17 protein-coding genes, 1 tRNA gene and 1 pseudogene are annotated in these 22,421 nt (G+C 72.0%); 9 read left to right on the top strand and 10 right to left on the bottom strand.

Annotated elements, in window-relative coordinates; all coding sequences use genetic code 11:
* The first annotated feature begins 221 nt into the window (after positions 1-221).
* The 7 genes from OHA98_RS13735 to OHA98_RS13705 all read left to right on the top strand — a co-directional run bounded on the left by OHA98_RS13735 (position 222) and on the right by OHA98_RS13705 (position 8,018).
* Complete coding sequence (locus tag OHA98_RS13735; protein WP_266925621.1) at positions 222-941, top strand: response regulator transcription factor; 720 nt, start codon at positions 222-224, stop codon at positions 939-941.
* On the top strand, positions 934-2,937 hold the full coding sequence (locus tag OHA98_RS13730; RefSeq protein ID WP_266925619.1) for a HAMP domain-containing sensor histidine kinase: 2,004 nt from the start codon (positions 934-936) through the stop codon (positions 2,935-2,937). Before OHA98_RS13735 ends, OHA98_RS13730 begins: the two co-directional genes overlap by 8 nt.
* Positions 2,938-3,062: 125 nt before the next feature.
* Positions 3,063-3,503, top strand: coding sequence for a hypothetical protein (locus OHA98_RS13725; protein WP_266925617.1), 441 nt, complete (start codon positions 3,063-3,065; stop codon positions 3,501-3,503).
* 188 nt (positions 3,504-3,691) lie between these two features.
* Positions 3,692-4,327: a class F sortase gene (locus OHA98_RS13720; protein ID WP_266927911.1), complete on the top strand. Its 636-nt coding sequence runs from the start codon at positions 3,692-3,694 to the stop codon at positions 4,325-4,327.
* A gap of 116 nt (positions 4,328-4,443) precedes the next feature.
* Positions 4,444-5,424 (top strand): sphingomyelin phosphodiesterase, encoded by a 981-nt coding sequence (gene sph / locus OHA98_RS13715; protein ID WP_266925616.1) that lies wholly within the window; start codon positions 4,444-4,446, stop codon positions 5,422-5,424.
* A gap of 97 nt (positions 5,425-5,521) precedes the next feature.
* A complete protein-coding gene (locus OHA98_RS13710) occupies positions 5,522-6,310 on the top strand; it encodes an N-formylglutamate amidohydrolase (protein ID WP_266925614.1) in 789 nt (262 codons plus the stop codon).
* A gap of 211 nt (positions 6,311-6,521) precedes the next feature.
* A complete protein-coding gene (locus OHA98_RS13705) occupies positions 6,522-8,018 on the top strand; it encodes an amino acid permease (RefSeq protein ID WP_266925612.1) in 1,497 nt (498 codons plus the stop codon).
* A gap of 15 nt (positions 8,019-8,033) precedes the next feature.
* On the opposite strand, the gene OHA98_RS13700 is transcribed toward OHA98_RS13705, so the two are convergent.
* Positions 8,034-8,121, bottom strand: a tRNA-Leu gene (locus OHA98_RS13700).
* 242 nt (positions 8,122-8,363) lie between these two features.
* Between OHA98_RS13700 and OHA98_RS13695 the strand changes: the two genes are divergently transcribed.
* Complete coding sequence (locus OHA98_RS13695) at positions 8,364-9,668, top strand: DUF2254 domain-containing protein (protein ID WP_266925610.1); 1,305 nt, start codon at positions 8,364-8,366, stop codon at positions 9,666-9,668.
* A 58-nt stretch (positions 9,669-9,726) separates the two neighbouring features.
* Positions 9,727-9,966, top strand: a pseudogene (locus tag OHA98_RS13690) (MFS transporter); the annotation flags it as partial.
* Between the two features lie 76 nt (positions 9,967-10,042).
* Here the strand turns inward: OHA98_RS13690 and OHA98_RS13685 are convergent.
* The 9 genes from OHA98_RS13685 to OHA98_RS13645 all read right to left on the bottom strand — a co-directional run bounded on the left by OHA98_RS13685 (position 10,043) and on the right by OHA98_RS13645 (position 22,270).
* Positions 10,043-11,122 (bottom strand): sugar phosphate isomerase/epimerase, encoded by a 1,080-nt coding sequence (locus OHA98_RS13685; protein ID WP_266925609.1) that lies wholly within the window; start codon positions 11,120-11,122, stop codon positions 10,043-10,045.
* Between the two features lie 54 nt (positions 11,123-11,176).
* On the bottom strand, positions 11,177-12,574 hold the full coding sequence (locus tag OHA98_RS13680) for an alkaline phosphatase family protein (protein ID WP_266925607.1): 1,398 nt from the start codon (positions 12,572-12,574) through the stop codon (positions 11,177-11,179).
* Positions 12,571-13,746, bottom strand: coding sequence for a metabolite traffic protein EboE (eboE, locus tag OHA98_RS13675; protein WP_266925605.1), 1,176 nt, complete (start codon positions 13,744-13,746; stop codon positions 12,571-12,573). The genes OHA98_RS13680 and eboE overlap by 4 nt, the downstream gene beginning before the upstream one ends.
* A 4-nt stretch (positions 13,747-13,750) precedes the next feature.
* Positions 13,751-14,599 (bottom strand): TatD family hydrolase, encoded by an 849-nt coding sequence (locus OHA98_RS13670; protein WP_266925603.1) that lies wholly within the window; start codon positions 14,597-14,599, stop codon positions 13,751-13,753.
* Complete coding sequence (locus OHA98_RS13665) at positions 14,599-15,264, bottom strand: EboA domain-containing protein (RefSeq protein WP_266925601.1); 666 nt, start codon at positions 15,262-15,264, stop codon at positions 14,599-14,601. The genes OHA98_RS13670 and OHA98_RS13665 overlap by 1 nt, the downstream gene beginning before the upstream one ends.
* Complete coding sequence (locus OHA98_RS13660) at positions 15,258-16,115, bottom strand: sugar phosphate isomerase/epimerase (RefSeq protein WP_266925599.1); 858 nt, start codon at positions 16,113-16,115, stop codon at positions 15,258-15,260. The genes OHA98_RS13665 and OHA98_RS13660 overlap by 7 nt, the downstream gene beginning before the upstream one ends.
* Positions 16,112-17,248 carry an SCO3242 family prenyltransferase gene (locus OHA98_RS13655; RefSeq protein ID WP_266927910.1) on the bottom strand — a complete coding sequence of 379 codons (1,137 nt, stop codon included), beginning with the start codon at positions 17,246-17,248 and terminating at the stop codon, positions 16,112-16,114. The genes OHA98_RS13660 and OHA98_RS13655 overlap by 4 nt, the downstream gene beginning before the upstream one ends.
* Positions 17,249-17,343: 95 nt before the next feature.
* The gene (locus tag OHA98_RS13650; RefSeq protein WP_266925598.1) at positions 17,344-18,465 is read right to left on the bottom strand and encodes an inositol-3-phosphate synthase; all 1,122 of its coding nucleotides are present in this window, start codon (positions 18,463-18,465) and stop codon (positions 17,344-17,346) included.
* 97 nt (positions 18,466-18,562) lie between these two features.
* Positions 18,563-22,270, bottom strand: coding sequence for a ThuA domain-containing protein (locus tag OHA98_RS13645; protein ID WP_266925597.1), 3,708 nt, complete (start codon positions 22,268-22,270; stop codon positions 18,563-18,565).
* Positions 22,271-22,421 lie beyond the last annotated feature (151 nt).

Genomic DNA, 22,421 nt, shown 5'->3' with positions numbered 1-22,421 from the left:
TCCCGGTGTTCCGCGCGGTGCGACCTCCCCCGCACCGCCGCTGCCACCGTGCGGATCAACGTTAGCGTCAAGCGGTCGGACCGTGGGGAAAGTTGGCCGGTGCCCCGGGCTCCTGCGGCGGATTTCCGCGCAGGGGGCGGAGTACGGGAGGTGACGGCGGGAGGGGTGGTGCGGACGCCCGGATTCCGGACCGCGCTTCGTACTCACCTACGATCGATCGCGTGTGCGCAAACGTCATAGTCGCCGAAGACGACGCGAAGCAGGCCGAACTGGTACGCCGCTACCTCGAACGGGAGGGCCATTGTGTGCGGGTGGTGGGCGACGGGCTCGCCGCGCTCGACGAGGTACGGCACCAGGAGCCGGACCTGCTCGTGCTCGATGTCATGATGCCGCGGGCCGACGGTCTGGACGTGGTGCGGGTGCTGCGTGCCGAGTGCCGCGAGCTGCCCGTGCTGATGCTGACGGCCCGCACCACGGAGGACGACCTGCTGCTCGGGCTCGATCTGGGCGCGGACGACTACATGACCAAGCCGTACAGTCCGCGCGAGCTGATGGCGCGGGTCCGTACGCTGCTGCGCCGCACCCGGCGGCCGGGGGCGGCCCCGGCTCCGGAGGACCCGGTGCTGAGGGTGGGCGCGCTGGCGGTCGATCCCGGCCGGCACGAGGTGACGGTCGGCGGTGGGCGGGTGGAGTGCACCCCCGGTGAGTTCCGCATCCTGGCGGCTCTGGCCGCCCAGCCCGACCGGGTCTTCACCCGGCAGCGGCTCCTGGAGGAACTGCACGGTTTCGACCGGTACATCGGGGACCGGACCGTCGATGTGCACATCATGAACCTGCGGAAGAAGATCGAGCCCACCCCGCGCCGGCCGGTCAGACTGCTCACGGTCTTCGGCGTCGGGTACAAGCTGACGGACCCCGAAAAGGGAATCCGGCGTGCCTAGCGGGCGGGGCCCGGACCGGCTGCCGCTGCGCAGAAGTCTGTTCGGGCGGCTGCTCGGCGTGTCGGCGCTGGTGGCGGCCTGTTCGGTGGCGGCGACCGCCTGGCTGGCCGTGCAGACCACCTCCGGGGCGATCAAGCAGGAACAGGGACAGAACCTCACCGCCGACGCACGGATCTACGACACGCTGCTGGGATACGCGGCCCTCAACTCCACCTGGGACGGCGTCGGGCCGACCGTGGAGCGGCTGGCCGAACAGTCCGGGCGCAGGGTGGCGCTGACCACACAGGGACGGCAGCCCCTCGCCGACTCCGCCACCGGCCGGACCCCGCCCGCGCTGCCTCCCCAGGCGTCCGCGGTCGTCGACCCGATGTCCGTGGACACGGTGCTGGCACCCGAGAACGCCGGCCGCTCCGGTGCGGCCGACGACCGGGTCGACGCGCGTGCGGTCGGCCCGTTCCGGCTGTCCGCGGCGGAGCGTACGGAGCTGCGGCGGACCGCCGACCGGGGGGTGGCGTGCCTGAGCCGGGCGGGGATCGCCTCGGACGTGGTCGTGGAACCGAGCGGACGGCCCCGTATCCAGGTCGTGGGCAACGACCCCGAGCGGATGCGGGGCGCCAGATGCGACCCGGGGACGCTGGAGGAACCCACCCGCACCGAACAGCAGGCGCTCAGGGCCCTCAACCAGCTGGCCGACGCCTGCCTGAAACGCCAGGGCCGGACCGCTGTGCGGCTGAATCAGGATCTCTCCTGGGCCCAGGACTCCGAAGCGCCGGGCGCGCCCCGGCCCATGCCCTCGCCGGGCAAGGTGAAACTGCCCGCCCCTGTCGTGAGGCCGACGGCACACACGAGTGAGGGCGACCGGGCCGTCGCCTCGTGCGTGGGGACGGCGCGCCGCGAACAGCTCAGCTCCTATGTGGCCTCGCCCGCCCTGCTGTTCATCGGCGACGAGGGCGGCACCACCGTTCCCGGCTTCGACCTCTCCCCGGCGAACACCGCCAAGATCGCCGGTGCCGCCGCACTGGTGCTCGCCCTCACCGTGGGCGCCTCGGTGCTCGCGGGCGCCCGGCTCGTACGCCCGCTGCGCGCGCTGACCGGCGCCGCGCAGCGTATGCGCGACGGCGAGGAACCGGCCTCGGTTCCCGTCACCGCGGACAACGAGATAGGCAGGCTGGCCAGCGCCTTCAACGACATGTCCGCGCACCGGGCGCGGCTGGAGGAGCAGCGCAAGGCCATGGTCAGCGATGTCGCGCACGAGCTGCGCACCCCGCTGAGCAACATCCGGGGCTGGCTGGAGGCCGCCCAGGACGGTCTGGCCGATCCTGATCCGGCGTTCGTCTCCTCGCTCCTGGAGGAGGCGGTGCAGTTGCAGCACATCATCGACGACCTCCAGGACCTGTCCGCGGCCGACGCGGGTGTGCTGCGGCTGCACCCCGAGCGGCTGCGCGTCGCGGAGCTGCTGGGGCAGGTGGCCGCCGCACACCAGGTGCAGGCCGAGACCGCGGGCGTGACGCTGACGGTGGACGCCGTCCCCGGCCTCACCGCCGACGCCGATCCCGTCCGGCTGCGGCAGGCCGTGGGCAACCTCGTCTCCAACGCGGTACGCCACACCCCGGCGGGCGGGCGGGTCACGCTGCGTTCGTACGGCTCCGAGTCCGGGGAGCACCTCGTCGTCGAGGTCGTGGACACGGGCAACGGCATCGGGCCCGAGGACCTTCCCCATGTGTTCGACCGCTTCTGGCGTGCCGAGAAGTCCCGCAGCCGCCGCACGGGCGGCAGCGGCCTCGGGCTGGCCATCGTCCGCAAGCTCACCGAGGCCCACGGGGGTACGGCGAGCGCGGCGAGCACCGAGGGCACCGGTTCGGTCTTCACGCTCCGGCTGCCCGTGGCAGGGACTGACATGACGGGCCCCGGCACGGCAGGGACCTGCGGGTCGGAGGCGGGCATGTCGGGGGCCGGCGGAAAGGGCGCAGGAGAGCAGGCCGGCCGGAGGGGCTGATGGGATGACCACAGCGCTCTGACAGCTTCTTCATAACTTCACGCCAGCCTGGCCGCATGCCCCGTACCCGGTGCGAACCGCCGTCCGGATACGTCACGGGGCCGAGCTGGAATGGAGCCATCTGTATGACCGCTCGTCTCTCCCTGCGTGCCGCCGTGCTCGTCGCCGTCGCGGCCGGTGCGGTGCTCGCGCCGTCGGCCGCGGCCTTCGCGGACAGCACGCCCAAGCCCGCCTCCCCACGTGTCGAGACGCCGTCGCCCGCCCGTGCGAAGGCCGGCGTGGACGACAAGGACGCGCCGCGGCCGTCGGTCAAGCCCCGTGGCGGTGTCGCCGCGGGTGACCGGCCCGCCCCGGCGGTGAAGGAAGCGCGGCCCGAGCAGGAAGCGCAGCCGAAGACCGCGCGGCCCGCCGTCACGCCCCGCGGTGGCGTGGCCGCCGGTGAACGCCCCGCCGGCGGCGGGGACAGCACCACCGCTCTGGCCGGGTCGGCCGCCGGCGCGGTGCTGCTCGCGGGCGCGGGCACCATCGTGCTGCGCCGCCGGTCCGCGGCCCACCGCAACGGCTGATCCGCCCCACCTCTCACCAGTGACCGTGGCGTCGTCCTCACCGGGCGGCGCCACGGTCGGCCGTTGTCCCGCCGACTGGAGTCCCCGTGTCCCGTACGCACCACCCGCTCTCCCCCACGCGCCGTCCGGCCTCCCCCACGCACCGCGCGTCGCCCCCCACGCACCGCCCGTTCCGGCGAACTGCCGGACTGCTGCCCGCCGTCGCCGTCTGCGTCGCGCTGGCCGGCTGCTCCACCGCCTCGTCGGACGCCGCGCCGCCGGCCGCGCCCGCGTCCTCGTCCGCCGGGTCCGCGGGCTCCGCCGGGCCCTCCGGTTCCACCGGCTCCGCGGGCACGGCGTCCGAGCCGTCCAGCGGCTCTCCGCGGGGGGAGAGGACCGGGCAGGCGCATCCCGCCGGAGTCTCCATCCCCTCCATCGGTGTGAACAGCACCGTCATGCGGCTCGGTCTCCAGGCGGACGGCACCGTCGAGGTCCCGCCCGCCGAGCAGGGCATGACCGTGGGCTGGTACACCGGTGGCGCCGTTCCCGGGGAGCCCGGGGCCGCCGTACTGATAGGCCACAACGACACCCGGTTCGGCCGGGCCGTCTTCCATGATCTGAAGAAGATCCGCGAGGGCGCCGATGTCGTCGTCCGCGACACGGCGGGAAAGAACATCCACTTCACGGTCACCGGTACGGAGACCGTCGACAAGAAGGCCTTCCCGACGGACAAGGTCTACGGAGCCACCGAGGGCAGCACGTTGCGTCTGATCACCTGTGACGGCGACTTCGACGCGGCCGGGCATCCCGTGGACAACCTGATCGTCTACGCCGATCCGCGCTGACTCCGGATGTCGGCCGGATGGAAGGATTGCCGGCATCCGGAGTCTACCGGCGAGTAACCAGCCCTGCTTTGATGGGTGCCACCGGCCCACCCCCCTCAGCAGAACCAGGAGACCTCGTGCCGCACACCGCGCTCCGCCGCCTCTCCGGCGTGACCCTGTCCGCCGCGCTCACCGCCGTCACACTGGCCGTCGGCACCCCGCAGGCAGCGGCCGCCGAAACGCCGTCACTGCGGGTCCTCTCCTACAATGCTTTCATCTTCAGCAAGACCCTCTATCCCAACTGGGGCCAGGACCACCGGGCGGCGGAGATACCGAAGGCCTCGTTCTTCCGGGGCAACGACGTCGTCGTGCTCCAGGAGGCGTTCGACAACTCGGCCTCCGACGCCCTGCTGCGCAACGCGTCCGCCGAGTACCCGCACCAGACCCCGGTGGTGGGCCGGAGCAGGAGCGGCTGGGACGCGACCGGCGGATCGTACTCGGCCACCACACCGGAGGACGGCGGGGTGAGCGTGCTGAGCACATGGCCGATCGTCCGCAAGGAGCAGTACGTGTTCAAGGACGCCTGCGGCGGCGACTGGTTCTCCAACAAGGGCTTCGCCTACGCCGAACTGAACGTGAACGGCACCCCGGTCCACATCGTCGGCACCCACGCCCAGTCGACGGACCCCGGGTGCACGGCGGGCCAGGCGGCGCAGATGCGCAGCCGGCAGTTCAAGGAGATCGACGCCTTCCTTGACGCCAAGCGGATCCCCGCCTCCGAACAGGTCGTCGTGGCGGGCGACTTCAACGTCGACTTCCACTCCTCCGAGTACGCCTCGCTGCTCGCCGACGCCGGGCTGACCGCCGCCGACGCACGGACCGGGCACCCGTACTCCTTCGACACCAGGGACAACTCGATCGCCTCCGAGCGCTACCCCGACGACCCCCGGGAGGACCTCGACCACGTCCTGCACCGCGCCGGGCACGCGAAGCCCTCCGGGTGGACGAACGAGGTGGTCAAGGAGCGGAGCGCACCCTGGACCGTCTCCAGCTGGGGCAAGGACTACACGTACACCGACCTCTCCGACCACTACCCGGTGGTCGCGTCAGGCAGGTAGTCCCGCCGGAGGACAATCGGACAGCGGCGAGGACCGGCCCGGACGGGCGGGCTCCTCGCCGCTGTCCGCATGCCGTCCCCGCCGAAGGAACCTCCCCATGGGCGCTCCCCACCCGTTCGACCTGATCCCCGGAGCAGCCGGATCACCCGTGCTGCTGCACGTACCGCACTCCTCGCGGGAGCTGCCGCCGCGCGTCCGGGACGGAATCGTCCTGGACCGGGCCGCCCTGGAGCGGGAACTCGACCACATCACGGACTCCCACACGGCGGAGCTGGCGGCGCGGGCCGCCGCGGCCTGCGCGCTCACCCCGTGGCGGTTCGTCAACGGCCTCTCCCGGCTCGTGGTCGATCCGGAACGGTTCCCGGACGACCGGGAGGAGATGCTGGCCGTGGGCATGGGCGCCGTCTACACCCACACCACGCACCGCGAACGGCTGCGCCCGCGCGACATCGATCCCCAGCCTCTGATCGACCGCTACTTCCACCCGTACGCGGAGGCGATGACCGAGGCGGTCGACGCGCGCCTGGCCGACGCGGGGCGCGCCGTCGTGATCGATGTCCACTCCTACCCGAGCGCGCCGCTCCCCTACGAGCTCCACGGAGACGGACCGCGTCCGCCGGTCTGCCTGGGGACCGACGGTTTCCACACCCCGCCGGAGCTGCTGGCCCGCGCCGAGTCGGCGTTCGCGGGATTCGGCGGGACGGGGCTCGACAGCCCCTTCCCCGGTACCTACGTACCGCTGAAGCACTACGGGAAGGACCCGCGGGTCAGCGCGCTGATGATCGAGATCCGGCGCGATGTGTATATGTCCGAGCCGGGCGGCGCCGCCGGTCCGGGCCTGCGCGAACTGGCTGCGGCACTGGCCGAACTGGTCGCCGGGGCATAGCCGCACTCCGGCGCACCCCGGTGTGACCATCGCCTTGCTTCACCTCCGCACAACCTCAGCAGTACCTCGGATCGATTCCTCGACGCCGGGGCGCACTGCCAGAATCACAGGGTTCCCCGGCCCGACTCCATCGGGCCCGCCCCGGTGACGACCCCCACGCCGGACCCGGCCGGGAACGCCGACCCTCCCCTCACGAAGGCGGATCCTGTCCATGGATGACCGCACCGCAGCGGCCGGTCCGCCCGCCGCCGCCCCACCCGCGGCGGGCGGCTCCCCCCATGTGGACGCCGGCGACGCCGGATACAGCAAGGACCTCACCTCCCGCCACATCAACATGATCGCCATCGGCGGCGCGATCGGCACGGGACTGTTCCTGGGCGCGGGCGGGCGGCTGGCCGGAGCGGGTCCCTCCCTCGCCCTCGCCTACGCGGTCTGCGGTGTCTTCGCGTTCTTCGTCGTCCGCGCGCTGGGTGAACTGGTCCTGTACCGCCCCTCCTCCGGCGCCTTCGTCTCGTACGCCCGTGAGTTCATGGGTGAGAAGGGCGCCTTCGCGGCCGGCTGGCTGTACTTCCTGAACTGGTCGACCACAGCGGTCGCCGATATCACCGCGGCCGCCACCTACGCGCATTTCTGGGGCGTGTTCAGCGACATCCCGCAGTGGATACTCGCCCTGATCGCCCTCACCGTCGTCCTGGCCGCCAATCTCATCTCGGTGAAGTACTTCGGTGAGATGGAGTTCTGGTTCGCGATCGTCAAGGTCGCCGCCCTGGCCGCCTTCATGCTGACCGGCATCTTCCTGGTGGTCACCCAGCACCCGGTGGACGGCCACACCCCGGGGTTGGCCACCGTCTCCGGCAACGGCGGGCTCTTCCCCGTCGGCGTGCTCCCGATGCTGCTGGTGATCCAGGGGGTCGTCTTCGCGTACGCCTCCGTCGAACTGTGCGGCGTCGCGGCCGGTGAGACCCGCGAGCCCGGGAGGATCATGCCCGGGGCGATCAACTCGATCATGTGGCGCGTCGGTCTGTTCTACGTCGGCTCGGTGGTACTGCTCGCCCTGCTGCTGCCCTACACCTCGTACTCGGACGACCGGAGTCCGTTCGTCACGGTCATGGACGGACTGGGTGTTCCTGGGGCGGCCGGTGTGATGAACCTGGTCGTCCTGACCGCGGCCCTGTCCAGCCTGAACTCCGGCCTGTACTCCACGGGCCGCATCCTGCGGTCCATGGCCCTGGCGGGCTCCGCGCCCGCGTTCACCGGCCGGATGAACAAGGGCCGGGTGCCCTACGGCGGCATTCTGCTGACCGCGGGTTTCGGTGTCCTCGGTGTCGGGCTGAACTACGTCATGCCTGGGCAGGCGTTCGAGATCGTCCTCAACTTCGCGTCGATCGGCATCCTCGGCACCTGGGGCATGATCATGCTCTGCTCCCTGCTGTTCTGGCACCGCTCACTGGACGGCCGCGTCACACGCCCCTCGTACCGGCTGCCCTGGGCCCCGTACACCCAGCTCGTCACCCTGCTCTTCCTGCTCTGCGTCGCCTTCCTGATGTGGTGGGGCGGCGGGGTGGGCCGCACCACCGTGACGCTCCTGCCACTGATCGCGGCCGCGCTGGTCGGCGGCTGGTTCGCCGTCCGCGCCCGGGTGGGCGAACTCGCCCGCGAGCGCCGGGACGCCCGGGGTGGCCCCGGAACGCGAAAAGACCCCAGATGAACTGGGGTCTCCTGCTGGTGTCCGAGGGGGGACTTGAACCCCCACGCCCGATAAAGGGCACTAGCACCTCAAGCTAGCGCGTCTGCCATTCCGCCACCCGGACAAGGTGTCTGCCGTTCGCGGTGTGTTCCCCGCGGCGACAAAGAAAACAATACCAGGGGTTTGGCGCGCCTCTCACCTGCATATCCGGTGGTCAGTGCGGTGCCGCGGGCGTCCGGGACACGCTCCGGCCGTTCCGTCACCACTCGGTCGCACAAGGTCACACCGGCCGTGTGTGCCGCGCGGCTTGCCGGTTGCCCGCCGATGTCCGCCGTGCGCGGGGCCGGCGCCGTTACCTTCGCGTTCATGAGTGATCGCGGCTACCGAAGGCCCCTGGCACTGTCCCCCCTGCGCGAGCATCTGCGCGACACGTTCTGGTTCGCACCGACCCTGGGGCTCGTGTGCGTCTTCGTGCTGTGGTGGGCCGCCTCCTCGCTGGACACGGAGATCGTCGCGCATCTCCGCGCCGAGCGGGCGTACACCGAGCTCGGCGACCTGATGTCGTTCGCGCAGGACGCGAAGACGATCGTCACCACCATCAGCTCGGCGATGATGACCTTCATCGGTGTCGTCTTCAGCATCTCGCTGGTGGCCGTGCAGATGGCGAGCGGGCAGCTCACGCCCCGGGTGGTGCGGATCTTCGTCAGGAGCCGGATCAGCAAGCTCACCCTGACGGTGTTCCTGGCGACGTTCCTGTTCTCCCTGCTGGTCCTGACCTCGTACGAGAGTGAGGCCGACCCCCGCCGGGTGACCTCCGTGCCGCTGGTGCAGAGCATGCTGACACTGGCGATGGTCGGGCTGAGCCTGCTGCTCTTCATCGCCTATGTGTCGGCCACCCTGCGGCTCATGCAGGTGGGTCCGGTCACCGACCGGATCACGCGCGAGGCGTTGCGGGTGATCCGGCGGATGCCCCGCGGACCCCTGTCCGGGGAACCCCTCGCGCCGGAGACCGCGCGGGTGATGCACACGGGGCGGGCGGGGGTCCTGCGGGACGTGAACGTGGCACGGCTGGTGCGGGCCGCGCGGCGGCAGGGCATCGTCCTGCGGCTCATCCCGCGGATCGGGGATTTCGTGGTGCCGGGGACTCCGGTCCTGGCCGTCCACGGCGGGGCCGCGCCGCCCCGGCACGCGCTGGCGTACACGGTGTCGGTCGGGGTGGAGCGCACCCCGCACCAGGACCTCGCGTTCGGACTGCGGCAGCTTTCGGACATCGCGCTGCGGGCCCTGTCGGCCGCCGTGAACGACCCCACCACCGCCGTGCAGTGTCTCGACCGCGTCGTGCAGTTCCTCGCGGCCGCGGTCCGCCTTCCGCTCGGTGCCGTGCACCACCGGGACGGCGCGGGGCGCGTGCGGCTCGTCCAGGACGTGCCGGAGTGGACGGATCTGGTGGACCTCGCTTTCGAGGAGATCCGGCGGTGCTCGACGGACACCCCGCAGGTGTCCCGACGACTGCTGGCCGGCATCGACGATCTCCTGCTGCTCGCCCCCGCCGACCGGAGGAAGCCACTGCTCAGGCACCGCGCGCTGCTGGCGCAGGCGGTGGAGCGCTCGGTGCCCGAGGCCGCGGAGCGGGCGTTCGCGCTGCTCCCGGACCATCAGGGAATCGGCTGAGGGAGTCCGCCCGGCGCCCGGCCGGGCGGGGTCCGGACCGGCCGGGCCGCCGCCGCGCGCGGCGATGACCGCGGACTGCTTCGGGGAGAACCACAACGCGTCGAACTACGGCATCGTCCACAGCTCCAAGCTGATCTCGGGGCTCGTGGGCTCCGGGATGGGCGCCGTGGTCGTGGGGGCCTGGGACTACAGGGGCGCGTTCGTCGTCGCGGGATCCGTCGGGATGGCCTCCGCGTTCCTCGCGCTGTTCCTGAAGCGGCCGGGACTGCCGAATCCGCCGGGCGGACGGTCCGGCTGAGCGGTTCGCGGCGGGCCGGTCCTCCCCGTACGTACGGGGAGGACCGGCCCGGGTGCCGGTGTGTGCGTCCGGCCCGTCAGTCCCCGCAGCGTCCCTCGCGCAGCGAGTGGAGGTGCTCGCTGGACTTGCGGGCGAAGGCCATCGAGTCGGCCGGGTTGTCGTGCTCGGTCTGCCAGTGGTGGTAGGTGCGGCCCCGGTGGGTCCGATGGGTGACCTTTGACAGGAACGACCGGTAGTCGATGTCTCCGTCTCCGACGTCCGACATGCGGTAGCCGTCGCGCGCGGTGTCGTCGCGGACGCCGTCCTTGACGTGGAACAGGGGGTATCGGTCGGGGTGCTTGAGGACGTACTTCAGCGGATCCAGCGGGGCGGGGGTGCCGTCCGCCCTCCTGGAGAACCGGAACTGGGCGCAGTAGGCCCAGTAGATGTCCATCTCCAGATAGACCAGGTCGGGATCGGTCTCGGCGAGCAGGACGTCGTAGAGGCGTACGTCCGGCCTGTCCGTCGCGAAGGAGAACTCCTCGGCGTGGTTGTGCTGGTAGAACTTCATGCCGCGCTCGCGGGCGGCGGCGCCGTAGGTGTTGAACTCCTCGGCGACGCGCTTCCAGCCGTCCACCGTGGACCCGTAGCGGAAGGGGCCGGAGGGCGTTCCTATGTGCTTGAGTCCGAGTGCCTGGGCGTCGTCCAGGACCTTGGTGAGGTTCTGGGCGAAGGTGTACGCCCCCGGGTTGTTGTCGTCGGAGTGGCCGACGTGGCTGCCGATGGGGTTCAGACCGTGGTCCCGGGCCAGCCTCCTCAGCTGGGCGAGGGTGAGGGCACCGCCCGTGGCCTGGGTGTATCCGGCGAACTCGATCTCGTCGTACCCGTACCTCTCCAGTTCGGCGAAGACGGGGGCGAAGCCCAGTGCCGAGATCTTGTCGCGGAGGCTGTAGAGCTGGATGCCGAGGCGGCCGGGGGGCAGGACGGCCCGGCCCCTGCCGTGGTCTCCGTGGCCGTGGCCCTTGCTCGCGCCGTCGGCGTCGGACGGGACACGGCTGTCGGCCGAGGCGCCGGCGGCGCCGACGATGGTGGCCGCGGTGGCTCCCGCGGCGACGCCCAGGATGTTGCGGCGGCTGAGTCTGCTCGCGAGTTCGACGTCCTTGGGGGTGCGGCTCATGGTCATGCGACTCCCTTGATGAGACCTGATGGATGAGCGGGTCCGGCCGGGCCGTCAGTGCAGTCCGGCGAGCCGGAGAAGCAGGGACTTCACTTCGGTGGCCCGGACCCGGCCGGGGAAGGCGTGGGGGGTGGAGCAGAGGATGAGCGGACCTTCGTCGTCACTCGTGGGGAGGCGGCCGTGGCTGCCCCGGATGGGTGAGGGGTCGAGCGGGACGACCGCCATGCGGTAGCGCATGCCGAGCTTCTTGCGGGCGACCGCGGTGACGGCCTTGACCCGGACATAGGGGTCCTCGGGGTCCATGAAGAGCTCGACGGGGTCGTAGCCGGGTTTGCGGTGGATCTCGACGAGCTGTGCGAAGTCGGGGGCGCGGGCGTCGTCGAGCCAGTAGTAGTACGTGAACCAGGCGTCCTTCTCCGCGACGGCGACGAGTTCGCCGGAGCGGGGGTGGTCCAGGTGGTGGGCCTTCTTGCCCTCGTCGTCCAGGAGCCGCTCGATGCCGGGCAGGTCCGCGAGGGCTTCGCGGGTCGCTTCGAGGTCCTCGGGGCGGCGTACGTAGATGTGGGCGATCTGGTGGTCGGCCACGGCGAAGGCGCGGGAGGCCATCGGGTCGAGGTACTCCATGCCGTCCTGGGTGTGGACCTCCAGCAGACCCGCCCGGCGCAGGGCCCGGTTGATGTCGACGGGCCGGTCGACGCGGGTGATGCCGTACTCGGAGAGCGCGACGACGGTACGGCCTTCGGTGCGGGCGTCGGCGAGCAGCGGGGCGACGGCCCGGTCGAGGTCGGCGGCGGCACGATGGGAGCGCGGGTCGTCGGGGCCGTAGCGCTGGAGGTCGTAGTCGAGGTGGGGCAGGTAGCACAGGGCCAGATCGGGGGCGCGGGTGGCGAGGATGTGCCGGGTGGCGTCGATGATCCACCGGGAGGACACGAGGTCGGCTCCGGGGCCCCAGAAGTGGAAGAGGGGGAAGGTGCCGAGCTTGTCGGTGAGCTCGTCGTGGAGGGCCGGGGGCCGGGTGTAGCAGTCGGGTTCCTTGCGGCCGTCGGCGTAGTAGACGGGGCGCGGGGTCACCGTGTAGTCGGTGTCGGCACCCATCGCGTACCACCAGCAGATGTTGGCGACGGTGTAGCCGGGGTGGGCGCGGCGGGCGGCGTCCCAGAGCCGGTCGCCCTCGACGAGGCCGTTGTGCTGGCGCCAGAGCAGGACGTCGCCGAGTTCGCGGAAGTACCAGCCGTTGGCGACGATGCCGTGCTCGTCGGGGGTGGTCCCGGTGAGGAAGGTGGACTGGGCGGCGCAGGTGACGGCGGGCAGGACGGTGGACAGCGGCGCCTGGGCACCGGACGCGGCCATGGCCCTGAGGTTGGGCATATGGGCGAGGAGCTGGGGGGTGAGGCCCACGACGTCGATGACGAGGAGCGGGGTGGGGGCGCTGTCCTTCGCGGGGGTGCTCATGGCAGCTCCTTGAGGCCGAGGTCGACCAGGAGGTCGCGGGCGAGGGTGAGTTCGGCGGCGATGCCGTCGGCGAGCTGGGTGCGGTTGCGGGGCCGCAGCTCGGCGGGCAGTGCCTGCCAGGTGTATGTCTCGACCTCCAGGTGCCGGGTCAGGGGCTGTGCGCCGCCGACCAGCCGGGCGAGGGTGTCCCGGAGCACGGGGAGGGTGGAGGTGAGCGGGGGCGCGGGCGGGGCGTGCAGCGGTACGTGGAAGTGGGAGCGCCACGGGCTGCTGTCGGGGAGCGCCCGGCCGGTCAGCGCCTCGTCGAGGTCGTCGGTGCCGTGCAGCCCGGTGGCGGTACGGGTCCGGGTCTGGTGCAGGAACCGGGGCTCGGCGAAGGCGGCGAGCGCCGTGCGCACTTCGGGCAGGTGCGGGTGTTCCGCGTGCAGGGCGGCGGAGAGCTGGGACTTGACGACGGGCACTCCGGCCGCGGCCAGGGCCTCCAGCGCGGTGCCGGGGTCCTCGAAGGAGGTGGCGAGGTGGCAGGTGTCGACGCAGATGCCGATCCGGTCGTGGCCCACCTCGGTGAGCGGGGTGATGGCGTCGGCGGTGGTCTCCACGGTGCAGCCCGGTTCCGGTTCCAGCCCGATCCGGACCGACTTGCCGGTCAGTTCGGCGAGGACGTCCAGGCGCTGGGCCAGGGTGGTGAGGGCCTTGCGCGCGGCGGCGGGCGCGGCGGTGTCCCCGTCGTACGGGGTGCGCCAGGCGATCGGCAGGGTGGAGATGGTGCCTTCGGTGACATCGTCGGGGAGCAGGGCGGCGAGGAGGCGGGCGAGGTCCGTGGTGTGGGCGAGCCGCTCGGGGTCGGTCCAGTCCGGTGCGTAGACGCGGTACTTGACCTCCTCGGCGCCGAAGCCCTCGTACGGGAAGCCGTTGAGGGTGACCACTTCGAGGCCGCGGCGGTCCAGTTCCGCGCGCAGCGAGCGCAGTTCGGCGGGGTCGTTGATCAGCGCCCGCGCGGCGTCCCGGGCGAGCCAGAGGCCGATGCCCAGACGGTCGCGGCCCAGGCGTCTGCGTACCGGTTCGCTGTGGTCGCGCAGCTGGGCGCGGACACCTTCGAGCGTTTCGGCGGGATGCACGTTGGTGCAGTAGGAGAGGTGGACGGTGGAGCCGTCGGGGTGGCGGAAGCGCATCGCCTCACTCCCCGCCGCGCAGGATGGAGTTGCCTTCGTGGAGCGGGTCGGGGGCGGGGGCGTCGAGCTGGAGCCGGCCGCTCTGTCCGTAGAAGGCGACGGGGTTGCGCCAGAGGACCTGGTCGACGTCGTCCTCGGTGAATCCGGCCTTCAGCATGGCGTCGGCGACCTTGCGGGTCTTCAGCGGGTCGCTGCGGCCCCAGTCGGCGGCCGAGTTGACGAGGATCCTCTCGGTGCCGTGGTTCCGGAGGATGGTGACCATCCGGTCCTCGTCCATCTTGGTGTCCGGGTAGATGGAGAAACCCGCCCAGCAGCCGCTGTCGGTGGCGGCCTTGACGGTGGTCTCGTTGAGATGGTCGAGCAGCACATGCTCCGGGGAGAGGTGCGATTCGCGGACGACGTCGATGGTGCGGCGCAGACCGGCGAGCTTGTCGCGGTGCGGGGTGTGCACGAGGGCCGGCAGCCCGTGGTCCGCGGCGAGCTGGAGCTGGGCGGCGAGGGCGGTGTCCTCGGCGGGGGTCATGGAGTCGTAGCCGATCTCGCCGACCGCGACGACGGAGTCCTTGACGAGGTAGCGGGGCAGGGCGTCCAGGACGGGGCTGCAGCGGGGGTCGTTCGCCTCCTTGGGGTTGAGGGCGAGCGCGCAGTGGTGGGCGATGCCGTACTGGGCGGCGCGGAAGGGCTCCCAGCCGAGCAGGGCGTCGAAGTAGTCGAAGAAGCTGGCGGGCGAGGTGCGGGGCTGGCCGAGCCAGAAGGAGGGTTCGACGAGCGCGCGCACCCCGGCGTCGTACATCGCCTGGTAGTCGTCGGTGGTCCGGGACGTCATGTGGATGTGGGGGTCGAAGATGCGCATCAGGACTCCTCCGTGGGGGCGGCGGGTGCACAGGGCCCGGGGGCCGTGGCCTGGGCGAGGGCGAGGACGGTGCGCAGATCTGCGGGAACAGGGCGGCCCGCGGCGGTGCGTTCGGCGGCGAAGTCGCCGAGCATGCGGGCGAGTTCGGCGTCACCGCGGGCGCGGCGGCCGAGTCCTGCGACGGAGTCGACGGGGACCTCGGTGAACAGGCATTTCAGGACGGCGTGCCGCCAGCCGTGCGGGTCGAGGTGTTCCGCGGCGTACGGGCCGACGGCCGCGGCGACCAGCCGGGTGTCGTTGGTGCGCAGGGCGTCCTCGACGAGCGGGAGGGCGAGGGCGCCGAGGGCCAGCCGGTGCAGGGTGAGCAGGACGGCCCGCCGCTCCGCCGCGGTGCCCTGCTCGTAGAGCCGGGTCACGGACGGAAGGCCGGCCCGTGCCTCGGTCAGGAGGAGGGAGCGTACGGAGTCGGCGTGTTCGAGTCCGCAGTGCCGGCCCGCGGCGGCGTACCGCAGTTCCCAGGGCGGTGCGGCGTACCGGCCGCTGTCCGGGGCCCCGCCGGTCCGGCCGGCGGCGGCGTCGTGCGCGGCCTCGGCGAGCGCTTCGTGGAGCCAGGCCCTGGCGGCTCCGCCCAGCACGCCCTCCAGTTCCTCGCGGGACTTCAGCACGGGGCGGCTCCCTTCGCCATGGCCTCGCGGAGGAAGTCGAGGGAGGTGCGGGCGAGTTCGGGGCCCGCGTGCGAGTGGCGGGGCAGTTCGACGACGGTGAGGCCGCGGTAGTCCGCTTCGGCGAGTGCGGCGAGCACCGGCGGGAAGTCGATCTCGCCGTCGCCGAAGGGGAGATGTTCATGGACGCCGCGTCGCATGTCCTCGATCTGGACATGGCGGAGCCAGGGGGCGGACTCGCGGACGCACTCCACGGGCGAGGCCGTTTCCAGGCACTGGCAGTGGCCGATGTCGAGGGTCAGTCCGAGGGGGGCGGGGTCTCCGAGGAGCGTACGGAGGTGGTGGAAGTCGGCGAGCGTGGCGAGGAGGTGTCCGGGTTCGGGTTCGACGGCGAGCGGGACGCCCGCGCGTCCGGCCGCTTCGAGGACGGGGGTGAGCGCCTCGGCGAGCCGTTTCCAGGCGGTGTCCTCCCCCGTGTCCGGTGGGGTGATTCCGCTGAAGCAGTGCACGGCGTGCGCGCCGAGGCCGGCGGCCACGTCGACGGCCCGCACGAGCAGCCGGGTGCGGGCCGCGCGGGCGTCGGGGTCCGGGTCGAGGAGGGAGGGGCCGTGCTTGCGGCGGGGATCGAGGACGTAGCGGGCACCGGTCTCGACGGTGACACCCAGCCCCAGGGCGTCCAGCCTGCGTCGCACCTGACGGGTGCGGGCGGCGAGGTCCGGGGCGAGGGGGTCGAGGTGCATGTGGTCGAGCGTCAGGCCGACTCCCTCGTATCCGAGGTCGGCCAGGAGCGCGAGGGCGTCGTCGAGCCGGAGGTCGGTGAGCCCGTTGGTGCCGTAACCGAGGTGGAGGGTCATGTGGGGCTCACCTTCCGTGCGAGCTTCCGGGCGACGGGGACGAGGCCCATGACGGCGAGCGCGGCGGCCGGTGCGCCGGCCCGTGCGGCCAGTGCGGCCTGGAGCGGGATCATGGCCCGGATGCCGCCGCCGACCGCGCGCTGGGTGAGGGCCGGGGACGGGTTGAGGGCGGCGTGCAGGAGGGGTGGCGCGGCGGTACGGAGGTAGGCGGCGGCGAGGGCGGCGGCGAGCAGCCGGTCCGGGACGAGTACGGAGGCGGGGACCGGGGTGGTGCGGGGCGGCCCGCCGGGGTGGTGCCCCGGACCGGACCGGCCGGGGGCCTGGGATGGCCCCCCGGCCCGGTGGCGCCCGCCCGCCACGGCGAGGCCGAACGCCGCGGTGGCGCCGAGTGCGGCGAGCGGCGCCGTGGTGGATCCGCCCTGGGCCTCGTTGCGGGATACGGCGGTGACGGCGTAGGTGTGTGCCCCGAGCAGCGCGGCGGCGGGCGCCGCGGAGCGGGCGGCGGCGAGGGGACGCGGTGCGGCGGCACCGGGGTGCGCCGGCGCCGCGAGGGGTCCGGTGTCCCGGTCCCGTCCGGCAACGTTGTCGGCTGCTCCGGCGCTCGCGGTCGCGCCCAGGAGCAGATCGAGCCCGCGCGCCGCGGCCATCGCCGCGGGACCCGCCTTCGTGTGCTTCAGACGCAGGTCGTACGCCCAGACCGTGGCCGCGAGGCCCGATGCCACCAGGAGCGCGGGGCGCCCCGCGCGGGCCGCCAGGGCCAGCCCGGCGGCCGGCAGCGCACCGGCCGCGCCCAGCGCCGCGGCGGGGGCGATCCGGCCCGAGGGGATCGGGCGGTGCGGGCGGTCCACGGCGTCCTCGTCGCGGTCCGCCCAGTCGTTCAGGGCCATCCCCGCCTCGTACAGGCACAGCGAGGCGCCCACCGCGAGCGCGGTGCCCCGGCCGGGGCGCAGTCCGGCCGCCGCCGCGCCGGCCAGCGCGTCGCCGGGCACCGTGAACAGTGCGGACACCCGGAGGAGTTCCGCCCACGCACGGGCCCGGCCGACGCGTGGCGTCGTACGCCTGTCCGGCGCGGGCGCAGTCCCGCCCGCACCGGACAGGCTGTCTGTGGGCGCGGTGGTCCCACCCGCGCGCACGGCCCCGGCAGCGGTCGCGGCCCCGGCGGCAGTGGCGGACCGCAGTCCGGTCACCGCGGTCAGCAGGGCTGCCGGAGCTCCCCGCAGTCGCCGCTTCACCGCTGCCCCCGCAGCCGTCCGGCGAAGTCCAGCAGGGCCGCGTACTGCTCGGCCAGGGCGGCCGGGGAGCCGCCGTCGGGGTCCTTGAAGTAGAAACCCAGCTCCGGCCGCGGTCCCGTCAGCCCGGCCTCGTGGGCGCGGGCCAGCAGCCGGGCCAGGTCCAGGACCAGCGGTGCGGCCAGGGCGGAGTCGCAGCCCTGCCAGATGGTCTGCAGGATCATCCGGGAGCCGAGGAATCCGTCGAAGGCGATGTGGTCCCAGGCCGTCTTCCAGTCCCCCATCGCGGGGACGTCGTCGATGTGGACCTCGCCCTCCGGGGCCGTTCCGAAGGTGTCGGCCAGGACGCGTTCCTTGCCCGCGTTCTTGGCGGCGGCCGCGGCCGGGTCGGCCAGCGCCGCCCCGTCCCCGCCGCCGAGCAGGTTCGTGCCGGACCAGGCCCGTACGGGCAGGGCGCGCTGCAGGAACATCGGGGCGAGCACGGAACGGAGCAGCGTCTGCCCGGTCTTGCCGTCGCGGCCCGCGTAGGGGAGCGCACAGGTGTCGACGGCGCTCCGGAGAGCGGGACTGTGCAGTCCGGTGGAGGGGGTGAAGTTGACGTACGGGCAGCCGGCCCGGAGCGCGGCGGCGGCGTAGAGGGTGCTGGCGGGGAGCCGGGGGTCGTCCGCGCCGGGGGCGGGTTCCGTCGAGGAGACGTTGATGACGACGGTGCGCGCCAGTTCGTTGCGGCGGGTGAAGTCGGTGAGGTCGGCGGTGAACGCCGTGATGAGTTCCTCGTCGGTGCGGGTGTCGCCGGGGAGCGGTCCGCCGATCCTTGTCTCCGCGTCGGCCGTGGCGAGTTCGGCGCGTACGGCGGAGGGCAGACCGTGCGGGAGGACGTCTCCGGCGGCCAGTGCCTCGGCCCGCTTGGGCAGTGGGCAGTCGATGGTGTCGTGGCCGCCGAAGACGAGGGAGTTCAGGGGTGGCAGTCCGGCGTCCGCGAAGGGTGGTGTCTCGGTGACCATGCCGGTCGCCGGGTGGAGCCCCGCCGCGATGGCGGCGCAGCCGGTGGTGGCGGTGGTGGCGACGGAGCCGCGTGCTCCGATGAACCAGACTCCGGTACGAACGGCATGTGCGGTCACGGGGCTGCCTCCCTGGGGGGATGAAGAGGGGTGGAGGACGACGGGCGGGGGAAGGTGTGTGAGCCTCCCCCGCCCGTCGTCGGCAGAGGTGGCCGCCCTACGTCGAGGGCAGCTCCTTGAGCTGGATGTCGCGGAAGGACACCTGGTCGTCGGCTCCGTGGTTCTGGAGGCCGATGTAGCCGTCCTTCAGGCTGCGCACCGGGTCGGTGTTGGTGAAGTCGTTGATCTTGACCCCGTTGAGGAAGACCTGGAGACGTTCGCCCTGGACCCGGATCTCGTAGCTGTTCCACTGGCCCGGCGGGCGCAGCACCTGGTCGCGGGCCTTGATGTTCGCCGACTTGAAGGTGTAGACGGCGCCGGTGGTGCGGTCGGCGGCGTCCGTGGCGTCGATCTGGATCTCGTAGCCCTTGTTCACCGCCGACCAGGGGTCGTCGGACTCCGGGAAGCCGACGAAGATGCCGGAGTTGTCGTCGCCCGCCATCTTCCAGTCCAGCTTCAGGGAGTACGACTTCAGCTCCTTGGCCCGGTAGGTCAGCAGGCCCATGCCCCCTTCGGAGCGCAGTTCACCGTCGGTGACGCTGAACGTGCCGGGGCCCGCCTGCTTCCAGCCTTCGAGCGTCCTGCCGTTGAAGAGGGAGCGGTAGCCGGTGTCGGGCTTGCAGTCGGCCTTGACCTGGCCGGTGGCGTAGCGCAGTCCGCCCAGCAGGTGCTGCCGGAAGTCCGGTTCGGCGTAGGACTCCTTGGTGTGGCCGAGCCCGGTGTAGAAGGAGCGGCCGCCCTGGTAGGTCTGGCACCAGGAGATCGGGTGATCGCCCTTCATCGTGCCGCCGGTGTAGGTGGTCTCGTCCAGGGTGGCCAGCACCTTGGCCTTGCCCCGGGGATTGGTGCGGTAGTTGTACCACTCGTCGGTACGGTCCCAGGCCTCGTCCAGATGGGCGGTGGCGGGGTGGTCGTGGTCCTCGGCCCGGACGGTGGCGGGCTGGATCTGGGGGTGGGAGGAGAAGTAGGCGCCGACCAGTCCGCCGTAGAACTCCCAGTCGTACTCGGTGTCGGCGGCGGCGTGGACGCCCATGTAGCCGCCTCCGGTGGCCACGTAGTTCTCGAACGCCTTCTGCTGTTCGGCGTCGAGGACGTCACCGGTGGTGGAGAGGAAGACGACGGAGTCGTAGCGCGCCAGGTTGGCGGTGGTGAACTGGCCCGCCGCCTCGGTGGAGTCGACGGTGATGTTGCTGTCCTTGCCCAGCTCCTTCAGGGCGGTGATGCCGGCCGGGATCGAGTCGTGGCGGAAGCCGCCGGTCCTGGAGAAGACCAGGACGCGCTTGGCGGTCCTGTCCACGGCGCTGTCGGAGAGCTCGAAGTCGTCGACGTCGTAGAGCGCTCCGGCGCCGCCCTTGAAGACCAGGAAGAGTTCGGTGGCCTTCTTCGGTGCTCCGCGCAGGGGTACGTCGATGTCCTGGAAGGTGTCCCAGCCGCCGGTCACCGGTACCGGTGCCGAGCCGAGGATCTTGCCGGTCGCCGATCCGGCCCGGACCTCCAGGAATCCGCCCGCGCCGTCGGAGGAGATGCGCGCGGTGAGCTTGGTGGTGCCGGCCAGGATGTACGGCTTGAACGAGATCCAGTCGTCGTTGTGGATGTCACCGACCGTCTTGCCGCCCCGGGCGCTCGCCTTGTCGTACGTCTTGACGCCCGACGAGGCGCCGAAGTGCTCGGCCTGACGGTGCTTGGGCTGGAGCTGCGCCTGGTCACGTCCGGTCAGAGCGGCCTGGCCACCGCCTCCGCCGTCGGTGTAGGAGGCCGAGATGCCGCCGTAGATGTTGGCGTTGGGGTCGTGGCCGCCCTCCATGGCCGTCTTGATGGTGCCTTCGCAGCCGTGCTCGGTGGTGATGTCATGGCCGTGGCTGTCGTGGCCGAGCGTGAACTTGACCTCGACCTTGGTGCAGTCGATGGTCCCGTCCTCGGGGTCGGTGACGTTCACCTTGAACGGCACCTCGTCACCGAACTCGAACTGCTGGCCGTCCGAGGGGAACACCATGTCCACGCTCGGCGCGGTGTTGCCGACCGTCACATGGACGCTGGCCGAACCGGTGCGGCCCGAGGGGTCCTTCGCGGTGAGGGTGGCGGTGTACGTACCGTTCTTCTTGTACGTGTACGAGGGGCTGGCGGCCGTGGACTTCCCGCCGTCGCCGAAGTCCCAGGCGTAGGTGAGCGCGTCGCCGTCGCCGTCGGCGGTGCCCGCCGAGGAGAACGCCGCCTTCAGCGGGGCGGTGCCCGAGGTCTTGTTCACCGAGGCCTCGGCGACGGGTGAGCGGCCGCCGGTGGCGTTCTCGATGCGGTAGAGCGCGGAGTTCTCGTCGCCGCCGAACCAGGCGAGTCCGTAGTCGAGGACGTACAGCGCGCCGTCCGGACCGAAGGCCATGTCCATGATCTGCGTGCCGGTCCACGGGATGTCGTTGATGGACTGGACGGCGCCCTCGCCGTCCTGCTCGATGCGCTTGATCCACTTGCGGCCGAACTCTCCGGCGAAGAAGTCGCCGTCGTACGCCTCGGGGAACTTCACCGGCGAGTCGAGAGCCGCGTCGTAGCGGTAGACGGGGCCGCCCATCGGCGACTCCGAGCCGGAGCCGAACTCGGGGACCGAGCCGCCGTCGTACGGGATCCAGGCGGCCTGGGCCGGGGGAAGGTCGACGAGCCCGGTGTTGTGCGCCGACTCGTTCCTCGGGGCGGCGCAGTCGAAGGCCGCACCCGAGGTCTTCGTCGCGAAGTCGTAGTCGACGTACGGCTTGTTGTCGCCGACGCAGTAGGGCCAGCCGAAGTTCCCGGCCTTGGTCACCCGGGCGAACTCGACCTGTCCGGAGGGTCCGCGCTTGGGGTCGGCGGCACCCGCGTCGGGGCCGTAGTCGCCGACGTACACGATGCCGGTGGGCTTGTCGACGGTGAAGCGGAACGGGTTGCGGAAGCCCATCGCGTAGATCTCCGGGCGGGTCTTCGCGGTGCCCGGGGCGAACAGGTTGCCCTCGGGGACCGTGTACGTCCCGTCGTCGGCGACCTTGATGCGCAGGATCTTGCCCCGCAGGTCATTGGTGTTGCCCGAGGTGCGGCGCGCGTCGAACGCCGGGTTGCGGTCGGGCCGGTCGTCGATCGGCGTGAAGCCGTCGGAGGCGAAGGGGTTGGAGTCGTCACCCGTCGACAGGTACAGGTTGCCCTGCGCGTCGAAGTCGATGTCGCCGCCCACGTGGCAGCACATGCCGCGCGAGGTGGGTACGTCCAGGACCTTCTTCTCGCTGGCCGTGTCCAGGGTGCCGTCCGCCTTCAGGACGAACCGGGAGAGCCGGTTCACCCCGTCGAACCTGGCGAAGTCCGCGGCGGTCCCGTTCTCCGGGGCGTCGCCGGCGGGGGTGTTCATCGGGGGTGCGTAGAAGAGGTAGACGGCCCGGTTCTCGGCGAAGTCCGGGTCGACACCGACGCCCTGGAGCCCTTCCTCGTCGTGCGAGTACACGGGAAGGGTGCCGGATATCCGGGTGTTGCCCGCACTGTCGGTGATCCGCAGCTCGCCGCTGCGCGAGGTGTGCAGCACGCTGCGGTCCGGCAGGACCGCGAGCGACATGGGCTCGCCGGTCTCGGCGGCGCCCTTGGCGAGGGTGACCTGCTGGAAGTCCTCCGCCGCGGCGTCCGGTGCGGCCTGCGCGCCGGGGTCGGCGGTGGCTCCGGGCGCGGACCCCAGGGTGAGGGTCGCGGCGGCGAGGAGTCCGCCGGTGAACAGGGCAAGGGTTTTGTGTACGCGGAGCCGCTTTCTGGTTCGGTGCACGAATGTCCTCCGGAGAGTGCCGGTTGTACGGGCGGGTGGTGCCATGCCGTGCCGCGCGGGGACTGCCGCGCGCTCGTCATCCGGAATCCGGCGGGACTCCGGTGACGCGAGTCATGTGGTGTACACGTGGGGGACGGTAGACCTGTTCTTC

The organism is Streptomyces sp. NBC_00654 (assembly GCF_026341775.1).
Lineage (GTDB): Bacteria > Actinomycetota > Actinomycetes > Streptomycetales > Streptomycetaceae > Streptomyces.
The sequence above is the reverse complement of the archived record's forward strand: the minus strand, read 5'-3'. Positions and strand labels throughout refer to the sequence as shown.